At 66.9% G+C, this 24,773-nt stretch carries 37 protein-coding genes and 1 tRNA gene; 32 read left to right on the top strand and 6 right to left on the bottom strand.

What is annotated here, in order from left to right; genetic code table 11:
- The first annotated feature begins 23 nt into the window (after positions 1–23).
- Positions 24–671: an alpha/beta hydrolase gene (locus E3328_RS06260; protein WP_135363732.1), complete on the top strand. Its 648-nt coding sequence runs from the start codon at positions 24–26 to the stop codon at positions 669–671.
- A 30-nt stretch (positions 672–701) separates the two neighbouring features.
- Here E3328_RS06260 and E3328_RS06255 read toward each other — a convergent pair whose 3' ends face one another.
- Positions 702–1,421 carry a helix-turn-helix domain-containing protein gene (locus E3328_RS06255; RefSeq protein ID WP_135363731.1) on the bottom strand — a complete coding sequence of 240 codons (720 nt, stop codon included), beginning with the start codon at positions 1,419–1,421 and terminating at the stop codon, positions 702–704.
- Positions 1,422–1,588: 167 nt separating this feature from the next.
- Between E3328_RS06255 and E3328_RS06250 the strand changes: the two genes are divergently transcribed.
- Complete coding sequence (locus E3328_RS06250; RefSeq protein ID WP_135363730.1) at positions 1,589–1,990, top strand: hypothetical protein; 402 nt, start codon at positions 1,589–1,591, stop codon at positions 1,988–1,990.
- A 24-nt stretch (positions 1,991–2,014) separates the two neighbouring features.
- Here the strand turns inward: E3328_RS06250 and E3328_RS06245 are convergent, their stop codons facing one another.
- The 3 genes from E3328_RS06245 to E3328_RS06235 form a co-directional block, all read right to left on the bottom strand.
- Positions 2,015–2,506, bottom strand: coding sequence for a double winged helix-containing putative transcriptional regulator (locus E3328_RS06245; RefSeq protein WP_135363729.1), 492 nt, complete (start codon positions 2,504–2,506; stop codon positions 2,015–2,017).
- A gap of 1 nt (position 2,507) precedes the next feature.
- On the bottom strand, positions 2,508–3,440 hold the full coding sequence (gene mch, locus E3328_RS06240; RefSeq protein ID WP_135363728.1) for a methenyltetrahydromethanopterin cyclohydrolase: 933 nt from the start codon (positions 3,438–3,440) through the stop codon (positions 2,508–2,510).
- Positions 3,441–3,558: 118 nt separating this feature from the next.
- Positions 3,559–3,876, bottom strand: coding sequence for an MTH1187 family thiamine-binding protein (locus tag E3328_RS06235; protein WP_135363727.1), 318 nt, complete (start codon positions 3,874–3,876; stop codon positions 3,559–3,561).
- Between the two features lie 168 nt (positions 3,877–4,044).
- On the opposite strand from E3328_RS06235, the gene E3328_RS21825 reads away from it, so the two are divergent.
- Positions 4,045–4,218, top strand: coding sequence for a hypothetical protein (locus E3328_RS21825; RefSeq protein ID WP_167837323.1), 174 nt, complete (start codon positions 4,045–4,047; stop codon positions 4,216–4,218).
- A gap of 324 nt (positions 4,219–4,542) precedes the next feature.
- Here E3328_RS21825 and E3328_RS06230 read toward each other — a convergent pair.
- Positions 4,543–4,613, bottom strand: a tRNA-Gly gene (locus E3328_RS06230).
- A gap of 640 nt (positions 4,614–5,253) precedes the next feature.
- Here E3328_RS06230 and E3328_RS06225 point away from each other — a divergent pair.
- From E3328_RS06225 to secY, 25 genes are read left to right on the top strand one after another with little or no spacing between them, the layout of a single operon-like run.
- Entirely contained in the window at positions 5,254–6,168 is a 915-nt protein-coding gene (locus E3328_RS06225; RefSeq protein ID WP_135363726.1) for a putative RNA uridine N3 methyltransferase, read from the top strand.
- Positions 6,169–6,173: 5 nt separating this feature from the next.
- Positions 6,174–7,223 carry a 50S ribosomal protein L3 gene (rpl3p, locus tag E3328_RS06220; RefSeq protein ID WP_135363725.1) on the top strand — a complete coding sequence of 350 codons (1,050 nt, stop codon included), beginning with the start codon at positions 6,174–6,176 and terminating at the stop codon, positions 7,221–7,223.
- A 3-nt stretch (positions 7,224–7,226) separates the two neighbouring features.
- Positions 7,227–7,970, top strand: a complete 744-nt coding sequence (gene rpl4p, locus E3328_RS06215; RefSeq protein ID WP_135363724.1) for a 50S ribosomal protein L4 — start codon at positions 7,227–7,229, stop codon at positions 7,968–7,970.
- Entirely contained in the window at positions 7,967–8,221 is a 255-nt protein-coding gene (locus E3328_RS06210; RefSeq protein ID WP_135363723.1) for a 50S ribosomal protein L23, read from the top strand. The genes rpl4p and E3328_RS06210 overlap by 4 nt, the downstream gene beginning before the upstream one ends.
- Before the next feature lie 2 nt (positions 8,222–8,223).
- Positions 8,224–8,946 carry a 50S ribosomal protein L2 gene (locus tag E3328_RS06205; RefSeq protein WP_135363722.1) on the top strand — a complete coding sequence of 241 codons (723 nt, stop codon included), beginning with the start codon at positions 8,224–8,226 and terminating at the stop codon, positions 8,944–8,946.
- Complete coding sequence (locus E3328_RS06200; RefSeq protein WP_135363721.1) at positions 8,943–9,365, top strand: 30S ribosomal protein S19; 423 nt, start codon at positions 8,943–8,945, stop codon at positions 9,363–9,365. The genes E3328_RS06205 and E3328_RS06200 overlap by 4 nt, the downstream gene beginning before the upstream one ends.
- Position 9,366: 1 nt before the next feature.
- On the top strand, positions 9,367–9,834 hold the full coding sequence (locus E3328_RS06195) for a 50S ribosomal protein L22 (RefSeq protein ID WP_135363720.1): 468 nt from the start codon (positions 9,367–9,369) through the stop codon (positions 9,832–9,834).
- Complete coding sequence (locus E3328_RS06190) at positions 9,834–10,805, top strand: 30S ribosomal protein S3 (protein ID WP_135363719.1); 972 nt, start codon at positions 9,834–9,836, stop codon at positions 10,803–10,805. The genes E3328_RS06195 and E3328_RS06190 overlap by 1 nt, the downstream gene beginning before the upstream one ends.
- Positions 10,802–11,017, top strand: coding sequence for a 50S ribosomal protein L29 (gene rpmC, locus E3328_RS06185; protein WP_135363718.1), 216 nt, complete (start codon positions 10,802–10,804; stop codon positions 11,015–11,017). The genes E3328_RS06190 and rpmC overlap by 4 nt, the downstream gene beginning before the upstream one ends.
- The gene (locus E3328_RS06180; RefSeq protein WP_135363717.1) at positions 11,017–11,367 is read left to right on the top strand and encodes a ribonuclease P protein component 1; all 351 of its coding nucleotides are present in this window, start codon (positions 11,017–11,019) and stop codon (positions 11,365–11,367) included. Before rpmC ends, E3328_RS06180 begins: the two co-directional genes overlap by 1 nt.
- The gene (locus E3328_RS06175) at positions 11,358–11,684 is read left to right on the top strand and encodes a 30S ribosomal protein S17 (RefSeq protein ID WP_135363716.1); all 327 of its coding nucleotides are present in this window, start codon (positions 11,358–11,360) and stop codon (positions 11,682–11,684) included. The genes E3328_RS06180 and E3328_RS06175 overlap by 10 nt, the downstream gene beginning before the upstream one ends.
- Positions 11,684–12,082 carry a 50S ribosomal protein L14 gene (locus E3328_RS06170; RefSeq protein WP_006884834.1) on the top strand — a complete coding sequence of 133 codons (399 nt, stop codon included), beginning with the start codon at positions 11,684–11,686 and terminating at the stop codon, positions 12,080–12,082. The genes E3328_RS06175 and E3328_RS06170 overlap by 1 nt, the downstream gene beginning before the upstream one ends.
- Positions 12,079–12,441 carry a 50S ribosomal protein L24 gene (gene rplX, locus E3328_RS06165; RefSeq protein WP_135363715.1) on the top strand — a complete coding sequence of 121 codons (363 nt, stop codon included), beginning with the start codon at positions 12,079–12,081 and terminating at the stop codon, positions 12,439–12,441. The genes E3328_RS06170 and rplX overlap by 4 nt, the downstream gene beginning before the upstream one ends.
- Positions 12,438–13,202 (top strand): 30S ribosomal protein S4e, encoded by a 765-nt coding sequence (locus E3328_RS06160; protein ID WP_135363714.1) that lies wholly within the window; start codon positions 12,438–12,440, stop codon positions 13,200–13,202. The genes rplX and E3328_RS06160 overlap by 4 nt, the downstream gene beginning before the upstream one ends.
- Complete coding sequence (locus tag E3328_RS06155) at positions 13,199–13,729, top strand: 50S ribosomal protein L5 (RefSeq protein ID WP_135363713.1); 531 nt, start codon at positions 13,199–13,201, stop codon at positions 13,727–13,729. Before E3328_RS06160 ends, E3328_RS06155 begins: the two co-directional genes overlap by 4 nt.
- The gene (locus E3328_RS06150; RefSeq protein WP_123533624.1) at positions 13,726–13,908 is read left to right on the top strand and encodes a 30S ribosomal protein S14; all 183 of its coding nucleotides are present in this window, start codon (positions 13,726–13,728) and stop codon (positions 13,906–13,908) included. The genes E3328_RS06155 and E3328_RS06150 overlap by 4 nt, the downstream gene beginning before the upstream one ends.
- Positions 13,905–14,297: a 30S ribosomal protein S8 gene (locus E3328_RS06145; protein ID WP_135363712.1), complete on the top strand. Its 393-nt coding sequence runs from the start codon at positions 13,905–13,907 to the stop codon at positions 14,295–14,297. Before E3328_RS06150 ends, E3328_RS06145 begins: the two co-directional genes overlap by 4 nt.
- On the top strand, positions 14,297–14,833 hold the full coding sequence (locus tag E3328_RS06140; RefSeq protein WP_135363711.1) for a 50S ribosomal protein L6: 537 nt from the start codon (positions 14,297–14,299) through the stop codon (positions 14,831–14,833). The genes E3328_RS06145 and E3328_RS06140 overlap by 1 nt, the downstream gene beginning before the upstream one ends.
- On the top strand, positions 14,833–15,678 hold the full coding sequence (locus tag E3328_RS06135; RefSeq protein ID WP_246022909.1) for a 50S ribosomal protein L32e: 846 nt from the start codon (positions 14,833–14,835) through the stop codon (positions 15,676–15,678). The genes E3328_RS06140 and E3328_RS06135 overlap by 1 nt, the downstream gene beginning before the upstream one ends.
- Positions 15,671–16,108, top strand: a complete 438-nt coding sequence (locus E3328_RS06130; protein ID WP_135363710.1) for a 50S ribosomal protein L19e — start codon at positions 15,671–15,673, stop codon at positions 16,106–16,108. Before E3328_RS06135 ends, E3328_RS06130 begins: the two co-directional genes overlap by 8 nt.
- Positions 16,108–16,668, top strand: a complete 561-nt coding sequence (locus E3328_RS06125; protein WP_135363709.1) for a 50S ribosomal protein L18 — start codon at positions 16,108–16,110, stop codon at positions 16,666–16,668. The genes E3328_RS06130 and E3328_RS06125 overlap by 1 nt, the downstream gene beginning before the upstream one ends.
- Entirely contained in the window at positions 16,665–17,297 is a 633-nt protein-coding gene (locus E3328_RS06120) for a 30S ribosomal protein S5 (RefSeq protein WP_135363708.1), read from the top strand. The genes E3328_RS06125 and E3328_RS06120 overlap by 4 nt, the downstream gene beginning before the upstream one ends.
- A complete protein-coding gene (locus E3328_RS06115) occupies positions 17,297–17,761 on the top strand; it encodes a 50S ribosomal protein L30 (RefSeq protein WP_135363707.1) in 465 nt (154 codons plus the stop codon). The genes E3328_RS06120 and E3328_RS06115 overlap by 1 nt, the downstream gene beginning before the upstream one ends.
- Positions 17,758–18,255, top strand: a complete 498-nt coding sequence (locus E3328_RS06110; RefSeq protein ID WP_135363706.1) for an uL15m family ribosomal protein — start codon at positions 17,758–17,760, stop codon at positions 18,253–18,255. The genes E3328_RS06115 and E3328_RS06110 overlap by 4 nt, the downstream gene beginning before the upstream one ends.
- A gap of 2 nt (positions 18,256–18,257) precedes the next feature.
- Positions 18,258–19,742: a preprotein translocase subunit SecY gene (secY, locus tag E3328_RS06105; RefSeq protein ID WP_135363705.1), complete on the top strand. Its 1,485-nt coding sequence runs from the start codon at positions 18,258–18,260 to the stop codon at positions 19,740–19,742.
- A 54-nt stretch (positions 19,743–19,796) separates the two neighbouring features.
- Here secY and E3328_RS06100 read toward each other — a convergent pair whose 3' ends face one another.
- A complete protein-coding gene (locus tag E3328_RS06100; RefSeq protein ID WP_135363704.1) occupies positions 19,797–20,201 on the bottom strand; it encodes an HVO_A0114 family putative DNA-binding protein in 405 nt (134 codons plus the stop codon).
- A 131-nt stretch (positions 20,202–20,332) separates the two neighbouring features.
- Here E3328_RS06100 and E3328_RS22900 point away from each other — a divergent pair, with 131 nt between their 5' ends.
- From E3328_RS22900 to E3328_RS22895, 4 genes are all read left to right on the top strand, one after another.
- Positions 20,333–20,722: a DUF7344 domain-containing protein gene (locus E3328_RS22900; protein WP_449404985.1), complete on the top strand. Its 390-nt coding sequence runs from the start codon at positions 20,333–20,335 to the stop codon at positions 20,720–20,722.
- Positions 20,723–21,009: 287 nt separating this feature from the next.
- On the top strand, positions 21,010–24,015 hold the full coding sequence (locus E3328_RS06090; protein WP_135363703.1) for a GAF domain-containing protein: 3,006 nt from the start codon (positions 21,010–21,012) through the stop codon (positions 24,013–24,015).
- A 104-nt stretch (positions 24,016–24,119) separates the two neighbouring features.
- A complete protein-coding gene (locus E3328_RS06085) occupies positions 24,120–24,446 on the top strand; it encodes a HalOD1 output domain-containing protein (protein WP_135363702.1) in 327 nt (108 codons plus the stop codon).
- Positions 24,447–24,497: 51 nt separating this feature from the next.
- Positions 24,498–24,725, top strand: a complete 228-nt coding sequence (locus E3328_RS22895; protein ID WP_449404980.1) for a DUF7576 family protein — start codon at positions 24,498–24,500, stop codon at positions 24,723–24,725.
- Positions 24,726–24,773: the final 48 nt, after the last annotated feature.

Genomic DNA, 24,773 nt, shown 5'->3' with positions numbered 1-24,773 from the left:
TTTCCGCCCTGGAGGTGGCCTGAATGGACGGCCCTCACCAGGGACAGCAACTCGCCACCGGCGGGACGCCGCTGGACGAGGCGGAGGCCGCGATGATCCTGGTCCACGGCCGCGGCGCGACCGCCGAGAGCATCCTGCAGATGGGTCGACAGCTCCACGAGGACGGCCTCGCCCTGCTGGCCCCGCAGGCCGCGCGCAACACCTGGTACCCCAACTCCTTCCTCGAACCCGTCGAGTCGAACGAGCCCGGCCGCTCGTCGGGCCTGCAGGCCATCGCGGACGCCCTCGGCGAGGCGAACGAGGCGGGGATCCCGACGGAGAAAGTCATGATCCTCGGGTTCTCCCAGGGCGCGTGTCTCGGGTCGGAGTTCGTGGCGCGCAACCCGCGGCGGTACGGCGGCCACGTCGCCTTCTCCGGCGGACTCATCGGCGAGACGATCGACCCCGAGGAGTTCGAGGGGTCGCTGGAGGGGACCCCCTCGTTCGTCGGCTGCAGCGACGTGGACCCGCACATCCCCGAGGAGCGCGTCCACGTGACGACGGAGGTGCTGGAGCAACTCGACGCCGACGTGGAGGAGCGCATCTACCCCGGTATGGGCCACGGCGTCAACGACGACGAGGTCGAGTACGTGAGCGAGATGGTCGCTGACCTCGTCGCGGGCGAGAACTGAGCTACCGGCGGATACTGCGCTGCGGACCCGTCAGAGCGTCTCGGAGGCGAAGCGGCTGACGATCTTCTCCTCGGCGCGCTGGAGGCGGTACTGGACCGTCGAGTGCGGGGTGTCCAGTTCGTCGGCCAGGTCGGCGACGGTCGCGTCCCGCGGCGTGCCGTAGTAGCCTGCGCGGACGGCAGCGGCGACGGTCTCCCGCTCCTCCGGCGTCAGCAGCCCCGCGGTGCCGAACCCGCCGTTCCAGTTCTGCGGGTCGGAGACGTGGCCGAGTTCCAGCGAGATGCCGTCCCGAAGGCGCTCGTCGATCCGGTCGTACAGCTCGCCCACGGCGCAGTCGTCCGGGATGAGCAGCCGCCAGACGTACTCGTCGTCGCACCGCTCGGCCTCGATCAGCAGACCGTCGCCGACGTGGTCGACGGCGAGGTAGGGGATCGAATGGCAGTGCTGGATCTCCTCGCGGCGGGTGAAGTAGACGCGGTGCTCGGGTTCGGAGCTGATGACCTGGTACTCCCGGGTGGAGTCACAGCCCGCCACGTCCAGACACTCGTTGCACGTCGTCTCGTCGAGGAACTGCGCCTCGACGGCGTCGAGCGCCTCGGCCGGCCCGAGCACGTGGTCGACGCGCCACATCGACCGGTCGTTGGCGAAACACGCCGCCGTCTGGGTCCGCAGCCCCGACCGCTCGCGGAACACGTCCATCAACTCGTCGGCGCCCTCCCGGTAGGTGAGGACGAACTCGAACTCCCGCATGTCCGTTCGATTAGTTGGACATAGCTAAGGAGTTTCGGTTCGACACGACGGACGCAGACGCGCTCTCGTCGGCCCGGTCGCGCGTGCGGCCGGCGTCGGGGCGCCCCGTTTTTGCGAGTGATACTCGGCGAGTTCGATTTATCACGGACAACCGGATTCTACCGGGTATGTCCGCCGAGACCATCGAGGACGCGGCGAACTACACTATCGAATGGGACGACGACATCGACGCGGTCGTGTTCACCTGGGACGAGTACGTCTCGGGCCAGACGTTCAGGGACGCCTGCGAGGCACTACTCGACGCCATCAAACGGAAAAACGCCACCAAGGCGTTGACCGACACGCGCAACGTCAACGCCCACGACGCCGAGGACCAGGAGTGGCTACGGAACGACTGGATGCCGCGCGCGCTCGATGTCGGTCTCGAGTACTCCGCGATCGTCCACCCGGACAGCGTGATCTCGGAGATGGACGTGGAGAGCATGATGGACGGGGCGGATCCCAGCGGCGCGGAGCCGTTCCTGACTTCGGACATGGCCGAGGCCCGGCAGTGGATCGGCGACAGGTAGACCGGCCGGACAGAGACGGCCGGTCTACGAGCGTTCGATCGGCCGATAGCGGTCGCCGTCGTCTCGGGTCGCCGCCCCGAACGCGACGCTCCACCCGAGCAGCCGCTCGGTCCGCTCGCGCCATTCGCCCTCCCAGTCGGTGTGGCGGTCGCGCTCCCAGCGGGGGACGTGCTCGCGCATCCCGTCGAACGCCTCGTCGACGGTCAGCGACCCCGCGCCCCGGAGCGCGTCGAGGAGTTCGCGCGCGCCGAACACCCGCCGCTCGAAGGCGTCGGCGAGGACCGCCTCGTCGGCGTCGACGCGCCGTCGCCTGAACCCCCGCGGCGTCTCCTCCGCGAGTTCGAGCGCCTGGAGGAAGGTCAGGTACTCGCGGGCGGCGTCCCGGGAGGGCGCGGCCGTCTCGTCGACGATCCGGAGACAGCAGTCCTCGACCGTCCCCGGGACCAGCGGCAGGGCCCGCTGGGCGGCCTCCAGAAAGGCCACGTCGCGGACCGGCGGGACGATCTTGTAGCGCACGCTAGAGCCCGAAGCTCTCGGCGAGCCGCTCGTCGTTCACGTCGCCGAGGACGTGCGTGTCGCCGCCGACCACGTCGATCGTCACCTGCGCGGGCGCGAACACCGACTCGGGCACCTCGTAGAAGTCCCAGTCGGCGTCGGCGAAGATCTCGGCGAACGGCGTGTCGTACTCGTCGGTCGCGGTCGAGGGCACCTCGTCGAACCGGTCGAACGGTTCGTCGACGACGAGGTGTGCCTGACCGCCGTAGGCCAGCGCGTCGTTGGTCCGCGCGATCGCCGTCTCCTCGTCGTCGGCGACCGGCGCGACCGGCGCCGAGCCCGTCACCGAGAGGACGTCCAGCGGGTCGTAGCCCAGCTCCGAGAGGCGGAACGTCGCGAGCTCGGCGGCGCGGGCGGCCATCGCGACGCTACCGGTGAGACTGGCCGTCGAGAACGCCTGGACGAACACGCCGCTCTCGGCGACGCCCGCCCGCTCGGCGACGTGTTCGACGACGGCCTCGCCGGGGACCTCCTCGGTCTCTATCGCGAGGACGGCGAACTCGAAGTCGTCCTCGTAGCCGACGCGCCCGAACTCGTCCTCTTCGGCGACGAGCGCGCGGGCGGGGCCGCTGCCCAGCCCCTCGAAGCCGTCGACGCTGAGTTCCCAGCCGGCCTTCTGCGAGCACAGCAGTGCCAGCGCCGGGTGGTCGGTCGACAGTTCGACGTGGGTCAGCGGCGCGCCGGCGACCTCGCCGAGGTCGCTCTCGACGGTCGCGAGCCCGGCGGTCTGGATCTCCGCGAGCATCAGCCCGGCCTCGACGCCGCCCGGCACGTCGACGCCGAAGTCGACGACCAGCGCGTCGCTGTCCAGCTGGTGGGCCGCGACGTTCAGCTCGTCGGCGAAGTCCAGCGCCTCGTCGACCAGATCCGTCGCGGTCCGGTTGAGACTCTCCATACCCCGCATCCACGCCGCTGGGCCTTCGGTCTTCGGTTCGCCGATGCGGACCGCCCGGCCCGCCCGGGCGGGTCGTCCGCGCCGCCCGACCGGTCGGACGGCCGCAGCTGTCCGGCCGTCACTCCGACCGCTCGCGTCTCGCTTCCCGCCCGAGGTGTTCCTCGACGGCGTCGACCTTCTCGCCGGCGGACCGGTCGACGGTCCGCTTGTCGTCCACCTTCAGGAACGTGCTCACGCGGTCGGCGTCGACGGCCTCGTGGGCGGCCTGCGCGGCCGCGAACAGCTCGGCCGAGTCGTCGGCCTCGATGACCGTCCCCATCGGCGTCGTCTCGTACCCCACGTCGAAGTCGTCGAGCGCCGCGACCGCCTTCGCGACCTCCTCGGACATGCTGCCCTCGATGACCGGTGCCACGCTCAGAAAGCCGATGACCGTCATGCCCGAGGGTACGGCTGCGCGGGTCAAAGGCGCTCCGCCGTCGCTCGAACGGGCGTCCGAACCCGCCCGGCACGGACCGGGACCGAGTGGCTGCCGGCTGGTTGCGGGGTTCTCAGGCGAGATACCCGGACCGAAAGCTTAAGTACCGACCTCGGAAGTCCGTTGAGTATGTCCGGCCTACCGGACTCGCCCTCCTACGAGGAGGACGAGACGCTCGCGAAACTGCAGCAGGCGCTGGACGAGGCGACCGGCGTCGACCTGCGCGCCGCGCTGGAAGGCGCCATCGAGGAACGGAAGGCGGAACTCCGCCGGAACGCGCGCGACGCCCGGCACGCGGACTGATCCCCGTTCCCGCTCGGTGCCACCGGACCCCTACTTGGACCGGGTACTCTCACCGTATCAGCCGTAGGCGCCGCTTTACCGCGAGTCTCTCGTCCGGTCGAACCCGTCCGAGCGATGCGTCGTGCGGACGGGCCCGCTCAAGGACCAACAGGACAGCGTAGCGCGTCCGCTCGTGACGTGGGGACGAGAAGTGCGACGGGCGGGATCTGAAGTAGCCCGGACGTGCTCGCTCACCTCGCTGCGCGACCGAGCTACTTCAGATCTCGGAGCGATTTTTCAGTGAGGCGCGGAGACGGGACTCCGCGCCGTCGAATTGTGGAAAAGTGCGACGGGCGAGATTTGAACTCGCGTTAGGACCGTGGCAGGGTCCTGTGATACCACTACACTACCGTCGCACGCTCGGCGTCGCCCGGTCGCCCGGTGCGCCTCACATCGTAAACGACTGGCGGAAAGGGATAAAAGACTTCCGAATCGGTCGGACCGGCGACGGCGACGACGGCGCAGGCTGTCGATTCGCCGGGGCGGACGGTCGCGTCCGCCGGTCGCCTGCCACCACGCTTTTCCGGCCGGCGACGCGTGTCCAGACGCGTTATGCCAGGCGACCCCGTCCAGTGTCCAGTCTGCGGGTGGACAGGCCAGCCGAACGACCTCGACCCCGGGCAGGGCCGCGGCAGCTGCCCGGTCTGCGACGAGACGATACCGAGCCACGACTGAGCGGCGCGCCGGCGGGACGCTCGCGCGCGAGTCCACCCGACCACGCCGCGTGCGCGGACATCGAGACAGGACGGTAGAGTTCCGGGAGACGGGGCGGTGGCGTTCCGGGCTCGGCCGTTCCGTCGCGACTGCCGGACCCGGCGAATACTACCTCGACGCGAAGCGGCGGCTGTCCGGGACGTATCGGGCCCGTCGCGTGGCCTCCGTGTGAACGGGGGGCATGTGAACGCGTCCCTCCGCGCGCGTGAAGCGCGCTTTTTTTAAGGGTGGGCTGGGGATGTATCGCTACAGTCTAGTGGCGCGGCGCGGAAGCGTCACGGCATGACCACCAGCGTGCTCGTGCCGGCATCCCTCACCCGGGAGGCCGAAGACAAACGCGAGGCGACTCGCAAGGTCGGATACGTGGCCCGCGCGGCCGCGGTCTTCCGGGTGGACCGGTTGACGGTCTATCCCGACCCCGACGGGGTCGAGAAGCGAGGTGCCGGGTTCGTCGAAACGGTGCTGCGGTACGCCGCCACACCCCCCTACCTCCGAAAGGAGGTATGGGACAGGCGGGACGAACTGGAGTACGCGGGGGTCCTGCCGGCGCTCCGGGTCCGTTCACGGACCGGCTCCGGTTCGGACGAATCGGGGTCGTTAAGACAGGGAATCGTGACCGAGGTCGGTGCTGATGGACGCGTACGGGTCAATTGCGGCCTGCAACACCCAGTCTCCCTGCCCGTCCCCTCCGGAATGGAGGTCGGGGAGGGGGAGCGCGTCTCCGTCAGGGTCTCTTCGCGACGACCGGTTCGGGCGAAGCTCGTCGACGAGCCCGCGGCAGGGTTCGTCGTCGACTCGGCCGAGATCGACGACGCGCTCGCGCGTCCCGACGCCGGACTGACCATCGCGGCCTCTCGCTACGGCGAGGAGCTGACCGTCACGAAGCTCGACCAGCTGGTCGCACGGCTTCGTGGCGGCGACGATGGCGACGCGTCCGGTACCGGGTCGGGCGGATCCGACGACACTGACGCATCCGGCGACGAGGCGGCGCCCCTGGGTGACCTGACGGTCGCCTTCGGCGCGCCGGAACGGGGGTTGCCCCCCATCCTCGGCGAGGACCCGGAGGCCGTCGCGGCGGAGACAGGCGACGACAGGTTCGACCTCTGGCTCAACACGGTTCCGGACCAGGGTAGCGAGGTCGTGCGAACGGAGGAAGCGGTGTTCGCCACGCTCTCGCCCCTCAGGCTGACGAGGTAAGACAAATGCCAGGTACGAACAGACCACGCAAAGGCTCGCTGGGCTTCGGCCCGCGTACGCGAGCGGCGAGTGAGACCCCGCGGTTCAACAGCTGGCCCGACGACGACGGCCAGCCGGGTCTCCAGGGCTTCGCCGGCTACAAGGCCGGCATGACGCACGTCGTGCTGATCAACGACGAGCCCGACTCCCCCCGCGAGGGGATGGAGGAGACCGTCCCGGTGACGGTCGTCGAGACGCCGCCGATGCGCGCGGTCGCGCTCCGAGCCTACGAAGACACGCCGTACGGCCAGCGTCCCCTCACGGAGGTGTGGGCCGACGAGTTCCACGGGGAGCTCGACCGGACCCTCGACGTGCCGGAGGACCACGACGCTGACGCCGCAGAGGAACAGATCCGCGAAGCACACGAGTCGGGCGACCTCGGGGACGTGCGCGTCATCACGCACACCGTCCCGACCGAGATCCCCGGCGTCCCGCGCAAGAAACCCGAGGTCATGGAGACCCGGGTCGGCGGTGGCTCCCTGTCCGACCGCCTCGACTTCGGGCTCGATCTGGTCGCCGACGGCGGCGAGCACTCGATGACCGACGTGTTCCGCGCCGGCGAGTACGCCGACGTGGCCGCGGTCACCAAGGGGAAAGGGACCCAGGGCCCCGTCAAACGCTGGGGCGTCCAGAAGCGGAAGGGCAAACACGCCCGCCAGGGCTGGCGCCGACGCATCGGCAACCTCGGCCCGTGGAACCCCTCGCGCGTGCGCTCGACGGTCCCCCAGCAGGGGCAGACCGGCTACCACCAGCGCACCGAGCTGAACAAACGGCTCATCGACATCGGCGAGGGCGACGACGCCACCGTCGAGGGCGGCTTCGTCAACTACGGCGAGGTCGACGGGCCGTACACGCTCGTCAAGGGCTCGGTCCCCGGTCCGGACCAGCGCGTCGTGCGCTTCCGGCCGGCGGTCCGGCCGAACGACCAGCCCCGCCTCGACCCCGAGGTCCGGTACGTCTCGACCCAGTCCAACCAGGGCGGTCGCGGACGCGCCGCGACATCACAGGAGGACTAACGCATGGAAACGACAGTACGCGACCTGGACGGCGACGACGACGGGAGCCTCGAGCTCCCCGAGGTGTTCGAGACGGCCTACCGCCCGGACCTGATCCGGCGGGCCGTCAACGCCGCCCAGGCCAACCGGAAGCAGGACTACGGCAGCGACGACTACGCGGGGCTGCGCACGCCCGCCGAGTCCCAGGGGAGCGGCCGCGGCATGGCCCACGTCCCCCGGGAGAACGGCCAGGGGCGACGCGTCCCCCAGACCGTCGGCGGTCGCCGCGCGCACCCGCCGAAAGCGGAGAAGGACCGCGGGCTCGACATCAACACGAAGGAGAAGAAACTCGCCGTCCGCTCGGCCGTCGCGGCCACGGCGGACGCCGACACGGTGGCCGACCGCGGCCACGACTTCGACGACGACGTCGAGCTCCCGCTGGTCGTCTCCGACGACTTCGAGGACCTCGTGAAGACCCAGGAGGTCGTCGACGTGCTGGAGTCGCTCGGCGTCGACGCCGACATCGAGCGCGCCGACGACGCGACGGTTCGTGCCGGCCGCGGGACGACCCGCGGGCGCAAGTACAACCGCGCGAAGTCGATCCTCTTCGTGACGAGCGAGGAGCCCTCGAAGGCCGCCCGCAACCTCGCGGGCGCTGACGTGACGACCGCGGCCCAGGTCAACGCGGAGGACCTGGCGCCCGGCGGCGACGCCGGTCGCCTCACCGTCTGGACCGAATCGGCCGTCGCGGAGGTGGCCGAGCGATGAGTGATATCATCAAGTACCCGAACATGACGGAGAAGGCGATGGACGACCTGGACTTCCAGAACAAGCTCCAGTTCGTCGTCGCCGGCGACGCCGCCAAGCCGGAGATCGCCGACGCGGTCTCCGAGCAGTTCGACGTGACGGTCGTGGACGTGCAGACGCAGGTCCAGCCGGACGGCGAGAAGAAGGCGTACGTCAAGCTCTCTGAGGACGACGAGGCCGAGGACGTGGCCTCGAGGATCGGGGTGTTCTGACCATGGGACGACGAATCCAGGGACAACGACGCGGTCGCGGCACCTCGACGTTCCGAGCGCCGTCGCACCGCTACAAGGCCGAACTGTCGCACCGCAAGGTCGAAGACGGCGACATCGTCGAGGGGCGGATCGTGGACATCGAACACGACCCGGCCCGCTCGGCGCCCGTCGCGGCCATCGAGTTCGAGGACGGCGACCAGCGGCTCGTCCTCGCGCCCGAGGGCGTCGGCGTCGGCGACCGCATCCAGGTGGGCGTCAGCGCCGAGATCGCGCCCGGGAACACGCTCCCGCTGGCGGAGATCCCGGAGGGCGTCCCCGTCTGCAACGTCGAGGCCAACCCCGGCGACGGCGGGAAGTTCGCCCGCGCGTCGGGCGTCAACGCCCAGCTGCTGACCCACGACCGCAACGTGGCGGTCGTGACGCTCCCCTCCGGGGAGACCAAGCGGCTGGACCCGGAGTGCCGCGCGACGATCGGCGTCGTGGCCGGCGGCGGCCGGACGGAGAAGCCGTTCGTCAAGGCCGGCAACAAACATCACAAGATGAAAGCACGGGGGACCAAGTGGCCCAACGTTCGCGGCGTGGCCATGAACGCCGTCGACCACCCCTTCGGTGGGGGCGGTCGCCAGCACCCCGGCAAGCCCAAGTCCGTCTCGCGGGACGCCCCGCCGGGCCGGAAGGTGGGCGACATCTCCTCGCGCCGCACCGGCCGAGGTGGTAACAAATGAGTTCAGAGTACCAGATCGGTCACGAGGGTGAGTTCACCTACCGTGGCCACACGCTCGAGGAGCTGCAGGAGATGGACCTCGAGGAAGTCGCGGAACTGCTGCCCGCTCGACAGCGGCGAAGTATCACGCGTGGCCTCTCCGTCGAGAAGGAGAAGCTGCTCGAAGAGGCCCGCGAGGCCGGCGAGGAGGAGACGGCCAACGACCCCATCCGCACGCACCTGCGCGACATGCCGATCGTGCCGGAGATGGTCGGGCTGACCTTCGCCGTCTACACCGGCCAGAGCTTCGAGCGAGTGAAGGTCGAGCCGGAGATGCTCGGCCACTACCTCGGCGAGTTCCAGCTGACACGGACCTCCGTCGAGCACGGCCAGGCCGGCATCGGGGCCACGCGCTCCTCGAAGTTCGTACCGCTCAAATAACATGGGAATCAGCTACTCAGTCGACGCCGACCCGGAGACCACGGCGAAAGCGATGCTTCGGGAGCGTCAGATGAGCCACAAGCACAGCAAGGCCATCGCCCGCGAGATCAAGGGGAAGACGGCCGCCGAGGCCGTCGAGTACCTCGAGGCGGTCATCGCCGAAGAGCAGTCGGTGCCCTTCCGCGAGCACAACTCGGGCGTCGGCCACCGCAACGACATCGACGGCTGGGACGCCGGCCGCTACCCCGAGAAGGCCAGCGAGGGCTTCCTCGACCTGCTCGAGAACGCCGTCGGCAACGCCGACGAGCAGGGCTTCGACGGCGAGTCGATGGAGATCATGCACGTCGCCGCCCACAAGGTCGGCGAGTCCCAGGGCCGCAAGCCCCGCGCGATGGGGCGGGCCTCGCCCTGGAACTCCCCGCAGGTCGACGTGGAACTGATCCTCGAAGAACCGGAGGAGGAGCAGTAATGGCCGACGAACAGCAGTTCATCGAGGACGGCCTCCAGCGGACCCAGATCGACGAGTTCTTCGCCGACGAGCTGGGCCGCGCGGGCTACGGCGGCATGGAGGTCGCCAAGACCCCGATGGGCACCCAGATCGTCCTCAAGGCCGAGAAGCCCGGCATGGTCATCGGCAAGGGCGGGAAGAACATCCGCAAGATCACGACGGAGCTCGAGGAGCGGTTCGACCTCGAGGACCCGCAGGTCGACGTCCAGGAGGTCGACGAGCCGGACCTGAACGCCCGGATCGTCGCCGACCGCCTGGCCAACGCCCTCGAACGCGGCTGGTACTTCCGGAAGGCCGGTCACACCACGATCGACCGGATCATGGAGTCCGGCGCGAAGGGCGCCGAGATCGTCCTCTCGGGGAAGGTCACGGGCGCCCGCTCGCGCGTGGAGAAGTTCAACCGCGGGTACATCAAGCACAACGGCGAACCCGCCGAGGACATCGTCGACCACGGTATCGGGACCGCGGTCATGAAGCTCGGCACCATCGGGGTGCAGGTGAAGATCATCCCGCCGGACGCCGAGCTGCCCGACGACTTCGAGGTCTACGAGGACGTGGAAGTCGAGGACTACGTCGAGGACGTCGACGACGAGTCCGTCGAACAGCTCCTCGAGGGCGAGCCCGACGAGGCCGACGCCGAACCGGTGACCGAGCCGGAGACCGACGAGGAGCCGGCCGAGCCCGAGGTCGACGAGGAGGTCATCGAGGAGGCCGCCGAGGAGACCGAGGAGTTCGACGACGTGGACGTGCCCGACGACGAGGACATCGACGAGGAGCTCGAGGGCCTCGACGAGGCCGTCGACGAGGAGCTCGACGAGGAGACCGAGGCGGAAGCCGAGGAGCTCGTCGAGGAGATGGAAGACGCCGAGGACGCCGAGGCCGACGCGGCCGACGAGGCGTCCGACGCCGACGACGAGGAGGGTGAGCAATGACCGTCCTCTACACCGAGGAGATCCGCGACATGACGCCCGCCGAGCGCGAGGCGGAGCTGGAGGAGCTGGAGACCGAACTCCTGAACGACCGGGCCGTCAAGGCCGCGGGCGGCGCCCCGGAGAACCCGGGTCGCATCAAGGAGCTCCGGAAGGCCATCGCGCGGATCAAGACGGTCCAGCGGGAAGAAGGCGACCTCGAGGAGTCCGAATAATGCCGCTGACACCCGAGACGCTGGCGAGACACGAACTGGTCGGGCTCGCGGCCCGCGTCCGCGCGGGCGACAACCCCGACCTGCTCGACATCGAGGGGCAGGTCGTCGCGGAGACGACCAACACCCTCGGGATCGAGCGCGAGGGCGGCGAGTCCTCGGAGCGAGCGGACAGCGGGTCCGCCGAGCGAGCGGATCGGGTGGCGACGGTCCCCAAGGCGGGGACCACCTTCGAGTTCACGCTCCCCGGGGCGGGCGACGCCCCGGCCGAGGTCGTGACCGTCGAAGGGCGCAGGCTGGTCGCACGGCCTGCACGACGAACGGAGAAATCTGGTGATAGCAAATGGCGCTAGGATTGAACGTACAAGAACCCGACGCGGCCTGTGACGACGAGAACTGCCCGTTCCACGGCACCCTTTCGGTGCGCGGGCAGACGCTCGAGGGCACAGTCGCGTCGACCGACATGGACAAGACCGTCGTCGTCGAGCGAGAGTACGACGTGCCGGTGCCGAAATACGACCGCCTGATGAAACGGCGGAGCCGTGTTCCGGCCCACGCACCCGAGTGTCTCGACCTCGACGAGGGCGATACAGTGACGATCGCGGAGTGTCGACCGCTCTCGAAGACGAAGAGCCACGTCGTGGTCTCCCGCGCGGGAGGTGACGACTGATGGAGGCGATGAAGGCTGACGTGACCCAGGGCCTGGAGAAGGGCTCGCTGATCAACTGCGCCGACAACACGGGCGCACGCGAGCTGAAGGTCATCTCCATCGCCGGCTACTCGGGAGCGAAGAACCGCCACCCGAAGGCGGGTATCGGTGACAAGATCACCGTCTCGGTCACGAAGGGGACCCCGGAGATGCGGCGGCAGGTGCTGGAGGCGGTCGTCGTCCGCCAGCGCAAGCCGATCCGCCGCCCGGACGGGACCCGCGTGAAGTTCGAGGACAACGCGGCGGTCGTCGTCGACGACAACGAGGACCCCCGCGGGACCGAACTGAAAGGACCGATCGCCCGCGAGGTCGCGGAGCGATTCGGATCGGTCGCCTCGACGGCGACGATGATAGTATGAGCGAGCAACCACGCAAACAGCGGACGGACGACGCTACGGCGCCGCTGCACGAGCGCCACGAGAAGGTCCGGGCGACCCTCGCCCAGGACCTCCGTGACGAGTACGGGCAGCGCAACGTGCGCGTCAACGAGGGCGACACGGTCGAGGTGCTGCGCGGCGACTTCGCCGGCGAGACCGGCGAGGTCATCGACGTGGACCTCTCCGAGACCGCGGTCAGGGTCGAGGACGTGACGGTCGAGGCCGCTGACGGGGAGGAGGTTCCCCGTCCGGTCGACGCCTCGAACCTGCGGGTCACGGACCTGAACCTCGACGACGACCGGCGCCAGCAGCGTCTCGAATCGGAGGAGGACAGCGCATGACGAAACATCAGAAGCGACTCTCGGTGCCGAACAGCTGGCCGATCGAGCGCAAGACCGAGACGTTCACCGTCAAGGCCGACGCCGGCCCGCACGGCGAGGCGGGGGTGCCCCTGCTCATCGTCCTGCGGGACGTGCTCGGCTACGCGGACAGCCGCAAGGAGGCCCGCTACGCCTTAGAGCAGGACAGCGTCCTGATCAACGGCAAGGCGGTCTCCGACGAGGAGCGTCCGGTCGGGATGTTCGACATCCTGGCGTTCGTCGAGCGCGAGGAGTACTACCGCGTGTTCCCCGGCGAGGGCGGTCGGCTCTCGCTGACCCCCATCGACGAGGAGGCCGCGGACTCCACGCTGGGCAAGATCGTGAACAAGAAGACGGTGCCCGGCGGCGACGTGCAGCTGACGCTGCACGACGGGCAGACGCTGGTCGTCGACGAGGGCGCCCCCTACGACGGCGGCGACTCCGTGGTCGTCTCGAACGACGACGGCGAGATCGTCGCCCACTTCGAGTACGAGGAGGGCGCGCTGGTGACGGCCGTCGACGGCGCCCACGCGGGCGAGGTCGGCGAGATCGACGAGATCCAGGTCACGCCCGGCAGCGCCTCCAACAACGTGATCGTCGAACAGGACGACGGCGGCTTCGAGACGGTCGAGGAGTACGTCGTCGTCATCGACGAGAACTTCACCGACGACGAGGGCGAGAGCCCCGAGGACGCGACCGCCGAGGCCGCGGCCGACGTCGAGGAGGGAGGTGACGACGAATGAGCTCCGAGACCGCCGATTCGGAGTTCCACGAGATGCGCGAGCCGCGCGTCGAGAAGGTCGTCGTCCACATGGGCGTCGGCGAGGGCGGCCGCGAACTGGCGGACGCCGAGGAGATCCTGGCCGACGTGGCCGGGCAACAGCCCGTCCGCACGCAGGCCCAGGCGACCGTCGGCGAGTTCGGCATCCGCCAGGGCGACCCGATCGGCGCGAAGGTCACGCTGCGCGACGACGAGGCCCACGAGTTCCTCGAGACGGCCCTGGGGCTGGTCGACCTGTCGGAGTCGCAGTTCGACGACACGGGCAACTTCAGCTTCGGCGTCGAGGAACACACCGACTTCCCGAGCCAGGAGTACGACCCGACGACCGGCATCTACGGGCTGGACGTGACGGTCAACCTGGTCCGGCCGGGCTACCGCGTATCGAAGCGAGACAAGGCGTCCCGACAGATCCCGTCGAGCCACCGGCTGGACGTGGCGGACGCGGTGCGGTTCGTCGAGGGGACGTTCGACGTGGAGGTGAGCGAATGAGCGAGAGCGAATCAGAGCCCGAGAAGACCGGCGAGCAGGTTGCAAAGCGGACCGGCCAGCTGGAGTCCTGTCAGCGCTGCGGGCGCGAGCAGGGACTGGTCGGCAAGTACGACATCTGGCTGTGTCGCCAGTGCTTCCGAGAGATCTCGCGAAGCATGGGCTTCAGGAAGTACTCATGACAGGAAACGACCCACTCGCCAACGCGCTCTCGGGGCTCGACAACGCCGAGAGCGTCGGGCATCTCGACCACGAGGTATCACCCGCCTCGAACGAGATCGGCAGCGTGCTCGAGGTCTTCTACGACCGCGGGTACATCGACGGCTTCGAGTTCGTCGACGACGGCAAGGCCGGCAAGTTCGAGGTCGAACTGAAAGGAGCGATAAACGAGTGTGGCCCGGTCACGCCCCGCTACTCGGCGGGCGCCGACGAGTTCGAGAAGTGGGAGAAGCGGTTCCTCCCCGCCCGCGACTACGGGACGCTCGTCGTCACGACCAGCCACGGGATCATGAGCCACTACGAGGCCCGCGAGGAGGGCGTCGGTGGCCAGGTCATCGCGTACGTATACTAATGCCACGCACAGAACTACAGATTCCAGACGAGGCGAGCGCCGAGATGGACCATCTCGAACTCACAGTCGAGGGTCCGAACGGGAGCGTGACCCGACGGCTCTGGTACCCCGACGTGTCGGTCTCGGTCGACGGCGACGCCGTCGTCATCGAGAGCGAGGAAGACGACGCCAAGACGATGTCGACGCTGGGGACCTTCGAGAGCCACGTTCGGAACATGTTCCACGGCGTGACGGAGGGCTGGGAGTACGAGATGGAGGTCTTCTACTCCCACTTCCCGATGCAGGTCGACGTCGATGGCGACGAGGTCGTCATCGAGAACTTCCTCGGGGAGCGCGCCCCGCGCCGCACCGAGATCCACGGGGACACCGACGTATCCGTCTCCGAGGAGACGATCACGCTGTCCGGTCCCGACGTGGAAGCCGTCGGCCAGACGGCGGCGGACATCGAACAGCTGACCCGCGTCACTGACAAGGACGTTCGCGTCTTCCAGGACGGGGTCTACATCACACAGAAGCCGACCCGAGGTGACGCCTGATGGCAGACGAGACACCAGACAACGATCCCGGCGACGAGGCGGACGCCGACGAGGAGGGCCTCCCGCAGCAGGAGGCCGCCGACGACGAACTCGGCGAGCCCGAGCCGGCCGAAGACGAGGAGGACCTCGCCGAGGAGGCCGAGGCCGACGAGGAGTTCGAGGAGCTGGAGGACATCAGCGGCGTCGGCCCCTCCCGGGCCTCCGACCTCGAGGACGCCGGCTACGAGACGGTCGACGACGTGCGCGGCGCCAGCCAGGAGGAGCTCGCCGACGTGGTGGGCAACGCGCTGGCGGCCCGCATCAAGGCCGACGTGGGCGGCCTCGAGGTCGCCGAGGAGACCGAGGCCGAGGTCGAAGAGGAAGAGACCGAAGAGGCTGAGGAGGAGCCGGCCGAGGACGTCGAGACCGAGCTGCGCCCGCGCATCGAGGTCGACTTCGAGCCGGACATCGACGAGAACACCGAGCGGCTGCTCGACGAGCGACGGAAGACGAGCAAGCCGCAGTTCAACCGCCAGGACCACCACAAGAAAAAGCGCGTCGGCACCTCGTGGCGCAAGCCCCGGGGGACGCTCTCGAAGCAGCGGATCGGTATCAAGGGCAAGGGCGACACCGTCGAGGCGGGCTTCCGCACGCCGACGGCGGTCCGCGGCCTGCACCCCTCGGGCTTCGAGGAGGTCCGCGTGCACAACGTCGACGACCTCGAGGACGTGGACGGCGACACCCAGGCCGTCCGCATCGCCTCGAAGGTCGGCGGCCGCAAGCGCGAGCGCATCGAAGACGAGGCCGAGGACCGGCAGATCAAGGTCCTCAACCCCACCTACGAGGAGGTCGAAGTCGATGACTGACCTGAGCGCACAGAAGCGAATGGCGGCCGACGTGCTGGACGTCGGCGAGAACAAGATCTGGCTCGATCCGGAACGCCAGGGCGAACTCGCGGACGCCATCACGCGCGAGGACATCCGCGAGCTCGTCGACGAGGGAGCGATCCGCGCGGAGGCGCCGAAGGGCAACTCCCGCGGTCGCGCCCGCGAGCGACAGGAGAAACGCGCCTACGGTCACCAGAAGGGACAGGGGTCCCGGAAGGGGACCGCGGGCGGCCGAGAGAACGAGAAGGACAAGTGGGAATCGCAGATCCGCGCACAGCGCGAGAAGCTCCGCGAGCTGCGCGATTCCGGCGAGATATCCAAGTCTCGCTACCGCGAGCTCTACGACCGCGCGAGCGGCGGGGAGTTCGACAGCGTCGCGGACATCGAACGAACACTGGAGGACAACTAATGGCGACAGGACCACGCTACACGGTGCCGATGCGGCGTCGCCGCGAGGCCCGAACGGACTACCATCAGAGGTTGCGCCTGCTGAAATCCGGCAAACCGCGCCTGGTGGCTCGAAAGAGCAACCGGCACGTCACGGCGCAGCTGATCACCACCGGACCGAGCGGCGATGAGACGGTCGCGAGCGCGCACTCGAGCGACCTCGAGGAGTACGGCTGGGAGGCGCCGACGGGCAACATGCCCGCGGCCTACCTGACCGGCGTCCTCGCGGGGCTGCGCGCGACGGAGGCCGGCCTCGACGAGGCCGTCCTCGACATCGGCCTCAACTCCCCGACGCCGGGTAGCAAAGTATTCGCGGTACAGGAAGGTGCAATCGACGCGGGACTCGACGTTCCCCACAACGACAGCGTACTCGCGGACTGGTCGCGCACGCGCGGCGAGCACATCGCCGAGTACGCCGAGCAGCTCGACGACGGGCTGTACGGCGGGGACTTCGACGCAACGGACCTACCGGAGCACTTCGACGACATGCGAGAACAACTGCTGGAGGCGGATGAACTATGAGTAACGGCTGGGAGCCGCGGACACGGCTCGGCCACGCGGTCGCCGAGGGCGAGATCGACTCGATGCAGGACGCCCTCAACTCCGGCCTGCCGCTCAAGGAACCGGAGATCGTCGACCAGCTCGTCCCCGGGCTGGAGGACGAGGTGCTGGACATCAACATGGTCCAGCGGATGACCGACTCGGGCCGCCGCGTGAAGTTCCGCTGCGTGGTCGTCGTGGGCAACCGCGACGGCCTCGTCGGCTACGCGGAGGGCCGCGACGACCAGGTCGGCGGCGCCATCCAGAAGGCCATCGAGGTGGCGAAGCTGAACCTCATCGACGTCTCGCGGGGCTGCGGGTCCTGGGAGTGTGGCTGTGGGCGCCCCCACACCGTCGCGCTCCGGACGACCGGCAAGGCCGGCAGCGTCGAGGTCGAACTGCAGCCCGCCCCGCGCGGGCTCGGGCTCGCGGGCGGAGAGACCGTCCGCCACGTGCTCGAACTCGCGGGCATCGAGGACATCTGGACGCGCTCGTCGGGCAACACCCGCACGACGGTCAACTTCGCGAAGGCGACGTTCAACGCGCTCCAGAACACCGCCGAGGCCCGCGTCCCCCAGGAGACCTGGGAGAAGCGCGAGGTGATCGAGTGATGCAAGCGCTCGTCCAGCTCCGCGGCGAGGTCAACATGAACCAGGACGTCCGGGACACGCTGGAGATGCTGAACGTCCACAACGTCAACCACGCCGCGTTCGTCCCGGAGACGGAGGCGTACCGCGGGATGATCACGAAGGTCAACGACTACGTGGCCTACGGCGAACCCAGCGTCGAGACGGTCGAGCTGCTGCTCGAACGGCGCGGCGAGCCGCTGGAGGGCGAGGCCGACATCGACGACTCGTGGGTCGTGGCCAACACCGACTACATGAGCGTCGAGGAGCTCGCCGAGGCGCTGGTCGACGAGGAGACGACGCTGCGCGAGCAGGGGCTGGCGCCGACGCTGCGCCTGCACCCGCCCCGCGGCGGCCACGACGGCATCAAACACCCCACCAAGGAGGGCGGCCAGCTCGGCAAGCACGACACCGAGGCCATCGACGACCTCCTGGAGGCGATGCGATGACATCCAAGAAGAAACGACAGCGCGGCTCCCGCACGCACGGCGGCGGCTCCCACAAGAACCGCCGCGGCGCCGGCCACCGCGGCGGCCGGGGCAACGCGGGCAGCCGCAAACACGAGATGCACAACCACGGCCCGTGGGACAAACACGGGTTCGAACGACCCGACGACGTCCAGGACGAGGTCGCGGAGGTCGACGTCCGCGAGCTCGACGAGGACGCCGCGCTGCTGGCGGCCGAGGGCGTCGCCGACGAGGAGGGCGACGGCTACGCCATCGACGCGCGTGACGTCGTCGAGGACGGCTACGAGGTCGACGTGGTGAAGGTGCTCGGCGCCGGTCAGGTGCGCAACGAGCTGCACCTGGTCGCCGACGCCTTCTCGGCGGCGGCCGAGGAGAAGGTCGAGGACGCGGGCGGCTCGGTCGAGCTGACCGAGGCCGGGCAGGCCCGCGCCGCGGAAACCGACAAGGATACACCCGACGAGCAAGACGACTCATAACCATGGGCTGGAAGGACACCGCCGAACCGGTACTCACCCGCATGCCCACCGTCCAGCGTCCGGAGGGGCACGTCCCCTTCAAGCGCAAGCTCGGCTGGACGGCCGGCGTGCTGGTGCTGTACTTCTTCCTGACGAACGTCTTCCTGTTCGGTCTCGGGAGCGGCCAGGGTCAGGACGTCTTCGGCCAGTTCCGTTCGATCCTCGCCGGCGGACAGGGCACGATCATGCAGCTCGGTATCGGACCGATCGTCACTGCGAGCATCGTGTTGCAGCTGCTCGGCGGTGCCGACCTGCTCGGCCTCGACACGCAGAACAACCCCCGGGACCAGGTGCTCTACCAGGGGCTCCAGAAGTTCCTGGTGCTCGTGATGATCTGCCTGACCGGCCTGCCGATGGTGTTCGCGGGCGGGTTCCTGCCGGCCAGCGAGTCGCTGGCCCAGTCGTTCCCCGGCGGGGCGTTCGGCGTGCAGTGGCTGCTGTTCGCACAGATCTTCGTCGGCGGTGTCCTCATCCTCTACATGGACGAGGTCATCTCCAAGTGGGGGGTCGGCTCCGGGATCGGCCTGTTCATCATCGCCGGCGTCAGCCAGCGGCTGATCGGCGGGCTCGTCTCGACGAGCTTCATCGGCAACCCCAACGAGATCGGTCTCATCCCGTACTGGATCGGGGTTGTCACCGGGAGCGCCGATGTCGGGCCGCTCCTCGGGAGCGGACTCCAGACGCTCATCTTCGGTCAGGGTGACATCCTCGCGATGATCACAACGGTGCTCATCTTCGTGGTCGTCGTCTACGCTGAGAGCGTCCGCGTGGAGATCCCGCTGTCGAACACCCGGGTCAAGGGCGCCCGCGGTCGCTTCCCGGTGAAGCTCATCTACGCGAGCGTCCTGCCGATGATCCTCGTCCGCGCGCTGCAGGCCAACATCCAGTTCCTGGGCCGGATCCTCCACGCCCAGCTGGGGAGCCTCCCCGCGTGGCTGGGCACCTACCAGGAGTCGGCGGGCGGCGTCGCCAACCCGGTCGGCGGTCTGTTCTACTACATGGCCCCCGTCCGGAACCCCGAACAGTGGATGTGGTGGCTCGGCCAGACGACCAACGCGCCGTGGCAGATCGCCCTGCGCGTCGGCGTCGACCTGACGTTCATGGTCATCGGCGGCGCCATCTTCGCCATCTTCTGGGTCGAGACCACCGACATGGGCCCGGAGGCGACCGCCCAGCAGATCCACAACTCCGGGATGGAGATCCCCGGCTTCCGGCGCAACACCAGCGTCATCGAGAAGGTGCTCGAGCGGTACATCCCGCAGGTGACCGTCATCGGCGGCGCACTGGTCGGCCTGCTGGCCGTGCTCGCCAACATGATGGGGACCATCGGTGAAGTCTCCGGGACGGGGCTGCTGCTAACGGTGTCTATCACCTACAAGATCTACGAGGAGATCGCCGAGGAGCAGCTCATGGAGATGCATCCCATGATGCGCCAGATGTTCGGCTGAAGTACCGAACGACCACGGCCGTCAGCGGGCATCGCCCCCGAATTTCCGATTCTTTCACGGCGCCGCTGTGCCGACAGTATCTTCCGAGCCAGTGAATGGAACGTCGATCCCGAGGCCGTCGTAGGCCAGTACCGGTCTCTTCGTTCGCCCGGAACCGCCGCCTTCGAACTCGATGACGCCGATGTCTCCGGGCTCCGGGAGGTCCCGATGTACCTGCTTGTAGTCCCGGTCCACCAGTTCGCTCGCTTCTCGGATGCTATCGGGTTCGTACTCGAAGAGGGCATCCAGGCGTTCTAGATTCTTCTGGCTGAGGAGCCGGCTGAGTTTCGCGTACGATCCGAAGGTCAGGACCGGCTGGGCGTCATCGAGGTCTTCCCCCTCCTGAGCGGCCTTGATACGGCGTCGCGTACGCTGATCGAGACGATCACGTTCGCCGACAGTGACTTTGGGCGTGGGCATGGGTTGTTCCTCCCGACGGCGTCCGACTCCGGCCAGTTCCACGAGACGGAGGAAATGACTTCGAATTCGAAGCACGCACTGTATATTTTCTTCACCTCGATACGGGGTAATGAGTGATCACGAAGTGACGGCTGAAACGCGGAGTTCCGTTTCTCTCGACACTATCTAGACCTTCCTGCTCATCAGCGTCGGCGGAGTATCCCAGCTGTCTCGACGAACATGGCAGTCTTGCACTAGCTGACCCTGCCGATGAAGTCACGTGTCACGAGAAGGGGGCATCACTCACAGAGGTCTCCGGAGAGGAAGTGTTGCGGATGTATTCGTCGCTCTGGCACGCACACATCCCGAAATTAGCCGAGTCAGGTGTCGTCGAGTACAGCCAGGATACAGATACCGTCCGACTATCGGACGACGCCGACGCGGTTATCCGCGTTCTCTTCCATCACTTGCCCGCGAGCGAGGAGACCGCGCAGGATCCATCGCCAGCCACGGCATCAGCGCGAGAGACTAGAGATGAGTGACCGAGAGGAGGTGAGACGTGGGACTTCATGTCTGTACTGCAGCGCAGCAGCGGATACTAACTGCTTTAGAGACAGAGGACCGATAGACGTTACCCCGAGTATCTGGACGGGGAAGTTTGCCAGCGGATATTCTAACGTATTAGGCTCTCAGCTTACCCGGTCACAGGGCGATAGTATACTCAAACAACGATTCCTCCGATTTAGGGAAGATCTGTCGTTACACTAGCTGGTGGACGTTATTTCCTGCCGGTTGCCCTCTCCGGAACGGGAGGATCGTTGTCCAGACCATGGATTTCGACGACTCAACTGCAGACGCGCGCTTCGATGCCCTCACCGAGACACTGACAGATGCGCTCATCATCATCGATTCACAGAGCCGGATTCAGTTTTCCAATCCCGCACTCGAAGATATTCTCGGCTACAGCCCTGAGGAGGTACGCGGTGAACGATTGACGCGTTTAATGCCGGGGAATCTCAAGACCCGGCACTTGGAAGCCGTAGACCGATACCTGACCACCGGCGAGCAGACCCTCGATTGGGAGCATATTGAGCTTCCCGGCCAGCACAAAGACGGCCACGAGGTGCCGCTCAGCATCTCGTTTAGCGAGTTCGAGCTTGGTGGCGAGCAGTACTTCACCGGTGTGCTACGGGACATCTCTGACCGCCGGACGCTCGAAGCTGAACGCGACCTGCTTCACGCCACGAAAGACGAGATCGCCAAAGCCGAGGATCTCTCCGAGGGACTCACGGCGACACTTCGGCTCATCGGCGAATCGATGAATTGGGTGCACGGGGAAGCCTGGATTCCGGCCGCTGACGGCGAGAGCATCGAGTGGGATTCGTGGTGGGAGGCAGCGGACGTTGATTGTTCCGCCTATCGAGAGGCCTCTGCGGACCTGCGTTTCGAATCCGGGAACGGGCTTGTCGGGCGCGTCTGGCAAACCGGTGAGTCCGAGTGGATTCCGAACGTCGCTTCCGCCGACGGAAGCGTCTTCGAACGCGCACCTGCCGCCACCAATGCCGGATTCAAAGCGACGCTTGGCGTTCCGATCAGAACCAACGGCACTGTCGTTGCCGTCCTCGTCTTCTACATGCAGGAAGAGCAGAACGTGGACGAGCGAATGGTCGAAGTCACCCAGGCAGTCGCGGCAGATCTCGGTCTCCTCATGGCGCGCAAGCGCGCCGAAGAGACCCTCCGAGAAGAACGCGACCTTGTCTCGAACATTCTACAGACGACGCCTGCCGGCATCGTCGTCCTCAATGTCCGGGGGGAATTCGACTACGTGAACGAGCGGGCAGAGGAACTGCTGCGCATCGAACCCGACGAGAACGGGCAGTACCCCTCGGCCGGAGACATATCGTTCACCGTGCTCAACGCCGACGGGGAGCCCGTCACCGACGCCGAGCATCCCTACCGGACGGTGCTCCGCAACGGCGAGGAAGTAAAGTCCGACGTTGGGGTTGAGTACCCCGACGGCGATCAGCGGTGGCTTGCTGTTCACGGCACACCGCTCCGCGGTCCTGATGGCGACGTGACGAGAGCGGTGTTCGCCTTCGAGGACGTTACTGAACGGAAACGACGGGCTGACCGGCTCGAACGGCTGAACGAGCTCGGGCAGGAACTCACCGACGTCGAATCGTTCGAATCTGCGTGTGAACACGCAGTAACTGGAGCCCAAGAGATTCTCGACCTACCCGTCACAACTGTTGAACGGTACGATCCTGAGACGGGTCGCCTCGACCCCTGTGCGCGTACCCCACAAGTAGAGGACCTCGTCGGGGACAACCCCTTGTTCGCCTCCGAACGCGATCTGCCGTGGCAAGCGTTCGTCCAGAACCAACCCCAGATCTACAACGATATCCACGCGGAGACTGATTTGGACGCCGATGAAACGGCGTTGTCGAGCGCTATCATCCTTCCGCTAGACCAGCACGGCGTATTCATCAGCGGAGCAACCGAGATAAATGCGTTCTCCGAGACAGACGTCCGCCTCGCCGAAAATCTGGCTGGAAATATCGAAGCGGTCTTTGACCGATTAGACCGTGAAGAAGAACTCCGTACGCAGAAGTCGGAGTTAGAGACGAAAAACAACCAGTTACAGCGCGTACAGCGGGTGAACGAAGAGATTCGTGATATCACGCAAGCGCTGATGGACGCGACCTCGAAAGCTGAGATCCAACGACTCGTCGTGGATCGGCTGGCGAATAGTGACCCCTATCGATTCGTCTGGTTCGGCGAGCGCGATCTCGCCACTGATGACATCGTCCCAACGGCTTCTGCCGGTGTCGAAGAGGGATATCTCGACACCGTCGAGGTCACAGCCGACACGAGCGAGACGGGCCAAGGACCGGCCGGCCGAGCGATCCGGTCGCACGAGCCGCAGATTCAGAACAATCTCCAGTCCGACCCGCCGTTCGAGCCGTGGCGACAGGAAGCCATGCAGCGCGGGTACCGAGCGAGCATTGCCGTTCCTGTGGTCTACAACGGAACGTGCTATGGGCTGTTGAATCTCTACGCGAACGAGCCCGAGGTCTTCACGGAGATGGAGGAGGCTGTATTGACCGAACTCGGAGAGATGATCGGGTACGCGCTCAACGCTATGGAGCGCTACAATGCGCTCGTTTCCGAGGACTCGGTCGAACTTGAGTTCGTCATCCGGGATTTCTCGAACCCACTCATGAATCTACTCCGAGAACGCGGGGGGAGCGTGCGCCTCGAAAATATTGGGAACCGAGTTGAAGGCTCATTGCGCGTTTTCGTGGCGTTCACCGGTCTCGATTTCGAAACCATTGAATCGTTTTTCGAGCAGCACGTCGGCGGGGACGATCTCACACTGATCCGCAACCGGAACGGCGAGATCATCGTCGAGTTGCTCCTCCCCGATGACTCGTTCCTCGTGTCACTCGTCGAGCGCGGTGCGATCCCGGCGGATATTCGGGCTACACCGGAGGAAGGCCGGATAACCGTGCGGATTCCGCAGTCTGCGTCTGTCCGCGAATACGTTGAACTGTTCAGAGACCGGTACGGGGACGATGTGGATCTCGTCGCGCGTCGTGAGTCACCTGAACCGGTTCAGTCAAGAGCTGAATTCGAGCGCGCGTACGTTGATCGTCTCACCGAACGCCAGCAGGAAGTCCTGCAAACGGCGTACTTTGCGGGATTCTTCGAACAGCCACGAGAGCACTCCGCGGAAGACATAGCCGAGATGCTAGGTGTGTCGCAACCAACGGTAAGTCGGCACGTGCGGAATAGCGAGCAAACACTCTTCTCGATGCTGTTCGGCGACGGGTAGACCGCCCACCCGTATCAGTATAACACCGCGGAACCCCGCGCCGTAGGCAAATACTGAGAATGGGTAACCGGGGACGGCTCATACGAGGTGGTGAGGAGCAATCCATGACCTCCATCATTGAAACCAGCGAGTCGGAATCTGTGAGCCAGCAAGTCATCGCAGAAGTCGCGGTAACGGCCGGGAAAGACCCGTTAGAGATGGAACCACTCTACACACGGGTTGACCCGGACTGCCTGGAGGCCATCTTCTCCGACGATGCTCAGATGGCCACCCGTGAACACGGTCAGATCTCATTCCCGATGGCCGGGTGTCACGTCGTCGTGGAAGCGAACGGGACCATCAACGTCACAGAGCGCGGTGAGCCAGCAGAGACAGCGGTACCGAGTGGACAGGCAAGCGGTGCGTCGAACGCCGCGGAATCACCGGACTAAGGTGTAGGGACATGGGTACGGGTAACTCGCGGTCAGAGAAAGGGGGCGCAAATGCCTAAGGGGGGCCGCTCCCCGTCGGATGAACCACTGGAGGCCACTGGAGAGGCACCCACAGTCACTCACTGCACGACTTGCGGCGCCCGGATCGACCCGACAGTGTGGCACCCGGTGGCGACAGACTTCGACGATGACGGCGAGTTCCATCTGTACGCGTTCTGCAGCATCGAATGCCGGGATAGATGGAAACGAGAACCATCGGACACCCCCTCACGAAAATGAGTTAGAAACAACAATATGGTGCTTGCAGTCTGCCCGGAATGTGACTAC

The sequence above is a fragment of the Halosimplex halophilum genome, from assembly GCF_004698125.1.
Lineage (GTDB): Archaea > Halobacteriota > Halobacteria > Halobacteriales > Haloarculaceae > Halosimplex > Halosimplex halophilum.
This window is presented reverse-complemented; position numbering and strand designations above follow the sequence as displayed.

What these genes read in the sequence shown, in the direction of transcription:
- E3328_RS06195 (WP_135363720.1), top strand. Translation starts at nt 9,367, where the DNA reads ATGGGAATCAGCTACTCAGTCGACGCCGACCCGGAGACCACGGCGAAA.
- mch (WP_135363728.1), bottom strand. Translation starts at nt 3,440, where the DNA reads ATGGAGAGTCTCAACCGGACCGCGACGGATCTGGTCGACGAGGCGCTG.
- E3328_RS06190 (WP_135363719.1), top strand. Translation starts at nt 9,834, where the DNA reads ATGGCCGACGAACAGCAGTTCATCGAGGACGGCCTCCAGCGGACCCAG.
- E3328_RS06260 (WP_135363732.1), top strand. Translation starts at nt 24, where the DNA reads ATGGACGGCCCTCACCAGGGACAGCAACTCGCCACCGGCGGGACGCCG.
- E3328_RS06140 (WP_135363711.1), top strand. Translation starts at nt 14,297, where the DNA reads ATGCCACGCACAGAACTACAGATTCCAGACGAGGCGAGCGCCGAGATG.
- E3328_RS22895 (WP_449404980.1), top strand. Translation starts at nt 24,498, where the DNA reads ATGCCTAAGGGGGGCCGCTCCCCGTCGGATGAACCACTGGAGGCCACT.
- E3328_RS06170 (WP_006884834.1), top strand. Translation starts at nt 11,684, where the DNA reads ATGGAGGCGATGAAGGCTGACGTGACCCAGGGCCTGGAGAAGGGCTCG.
- E3328_RS06155 (WP_135363713.1), top strand. Translation starts at nt 13,199, where the DNA reads ATGAGCTCCGAGACCGCCGATTCGGAGTTCCACGAGATGCGCGAGCCG.
- rpmC (WP_135363718.1), top strand. Translation starts at nt 10,802, where the DNA reads ATGACCGTCCTCTACACCGAGGAGATCCGCGACATGACGCCCGCCGAG.
- E3328_RS06115 (WP_135363707.1), top strand. Translation starts at nt 17,297, where the DNA reads ATGCAAGCGCTCGTCCAGCTCCGCGGCGAGGTCAACATGAACCAGGAC.
- E3328_RS06235 (WP_135363727.1), bottom strand. Translation starts at nt 3,876, where the DNA reads ATGACGGTCATCGGCTTTCTGAGCGTGGCACCGGTCATCGAGGGCAGC.
- rpl4p (WP_135363724.1), top strand. Translation starts at nt 7,227, where the DNA reads ATGGAAACGACAGTACGCGACCTGGACGGCGACGACGACGGGAGCCTC.
- rpl3p (WP_135363725.1), top strand. Translation starts at nt 6,174, where the DNA reads ATGCCAGGTACGAACAGACCACGCAAAGGCTCGCTGGGCTTCGGCCCG.
- E3328_RS06200 (WP_135363721.1), top strand. Translation starts at nt 8,943, where the DNA reads ATGAGTTCAGAGTACCAGATCGGTCACGAGGGTGAGTTCACCTACCGT.
- E3328_RS06205 (WP_135363722.1), top strand. Translation starts at nt 8,224, where the DNA reads ATGGGACGACGAATCCAGGGACAACGACGCGGTCGCGGCACCTCGACG.
- E3328_RS06255 (WP_135363731.1), bottom strand. Translation starts at nt 1,421, where the DNA reads ATGCGGGAGTTCGAGTTCGTCCTCACCTACCGGGAGGGCGCCGACGAG.
- E3328_RS21825 (WP_167837323.1), top strand. Translation starts at nt 4,045, where the DNA reads ATGTCCGGCCTACCGGACTCGCCCTCCTACGAGGAGGACGAGACGCTC.
- rplX (WP_135363715.1), top strand. Translation starts at nt 12,079, where the DNA reads ATGAGCGAGCAACCACGCAAACAGCGGACGGACGACGCTACGGCGCCG.
- E3328_RS06210 (WP_135363723.1), top strand. Translation starts at nt 7,967, where the DNA reads ATGAGTGATATCATCAAGTACCCGAACATGACGGAGAAGGCGATGGAC.
- E3328_RS06090 (WP_135363703.1), top strand. Translation starts at nt 21,010, where the DNA reads ATGGATTTCGACGACTCAACTGCAGACGCGCGCTTCGATGCCCTCACC.
- E3328_RS06160 (WP_135363714.1), top strand. Translation starts at nt 12,438, where the DNA reads ATGACGAAACATCAGAAGCGACTCTCGGTGCCGAACAGCTGGCCGATC.
- E3328_RS06085 (WP_135363702.1), top strand. Translation starts at nt 24,120, where the DNA reads ATGACCTCCATCATTGAAACCAGCGAGTCGGAATCTGTGAGCCAGCAA.
- E3328_RS06120 (WP_135363708.1), top strand. Translation starts at nt 16,665, where the DNA reads ATGAGTAACGGCTGGGAGCCGCGGACACGGCTCGGCCACGCGGTCGCC.
- E3328_RS06225 (WP_135363726.1), top strand. Translation starts at nt 5,254, where the DNA reads ATGACCACCAGCGTGCTCGTGCCGGCATCCCTCACCCGGGAGGCCGAA.
- E3328_RS06250 (WP_135363730.1), top strand. Translation starts at nt 1,589, where the DNA reads ATGTCCGCCGAGACCATCGAGGACGCGGCGAACTACACTATCGAATGG.
- E3328_RS06180 (WP_135363717.1), top strand. Translation starts at nt 11,017, where the DNA reads ATGCCGCTGACACCCGAGACGCTGGCGAGACACGAACTGGTCGGGCTC.
- E3328_RS06100 (WP_135363704.1), bottom strand. Translation starts at nt 20,201, where the DNA reads ATGCCCACGCCCAAAGTCACTGTCGGCGAACGTGATCGTCTCGATCAG.
- E3328_RS06110 (WP_135363706.1), top strand. Translation starts at nt 17,758, where the DNA reads ATGACATCCAAGAAGAAACGACAGCGCGGCTCCCGCACGCACGGCGGC.
- E3328_RS06125 (WP_135363709.1), top strand. Translation starts at nt 16,108, where the DNA reads ATGGCGACAGGACCACGCTACACGGTGCCGATGCGGCGTCGCCGCGAG.
- E3328_RS06130 (WP_135363710.1), top strand. Translation starts at nt 15,671, where the DNA reads ATGACTGACCTGAGCGCACAGAAGCGAATGGCGGCCGACGTGCTGGAC.
- E3328_RS06175 (WP_135363716.1), top strand. Translation starts at nt 11,358, where the DNA reads ATGGCGCTAGGATTGAACGTACAAGAACCCGACGCGGCCTGTGACGAC.
- E3328_RS06150 (WP_123533624.1), top strand. Translation starts at nt 13,726, where the DNA reads ATGAGCGAGAGCGAATCAGAGCCCGAGAAGACCGGCGAGCAGGTTGCA.
- E3328_RS06145 (WP_135363712.1), top strand. Translation starts at nt 13,905, where the DNA reads ATGACAGGAAACGACCCACTCGCCAACGCGCTCTCGGGGCTCGACAAC.
- E3328_RS06135 (WP_246022909.1), top strand. Translation starts at nt 14,833, where the DNA reads ATGGCAGACGAGACACCAGACAACGATCCCGGCGACGAGGCGGACGCC.
- secY (WP_135363705.1), top strand. Translation starts at nt 18,258, where the DNA reads ATGGGCTGGAAGGACACCGCCGAACCGGTACTCACCCGCATGCCCACC.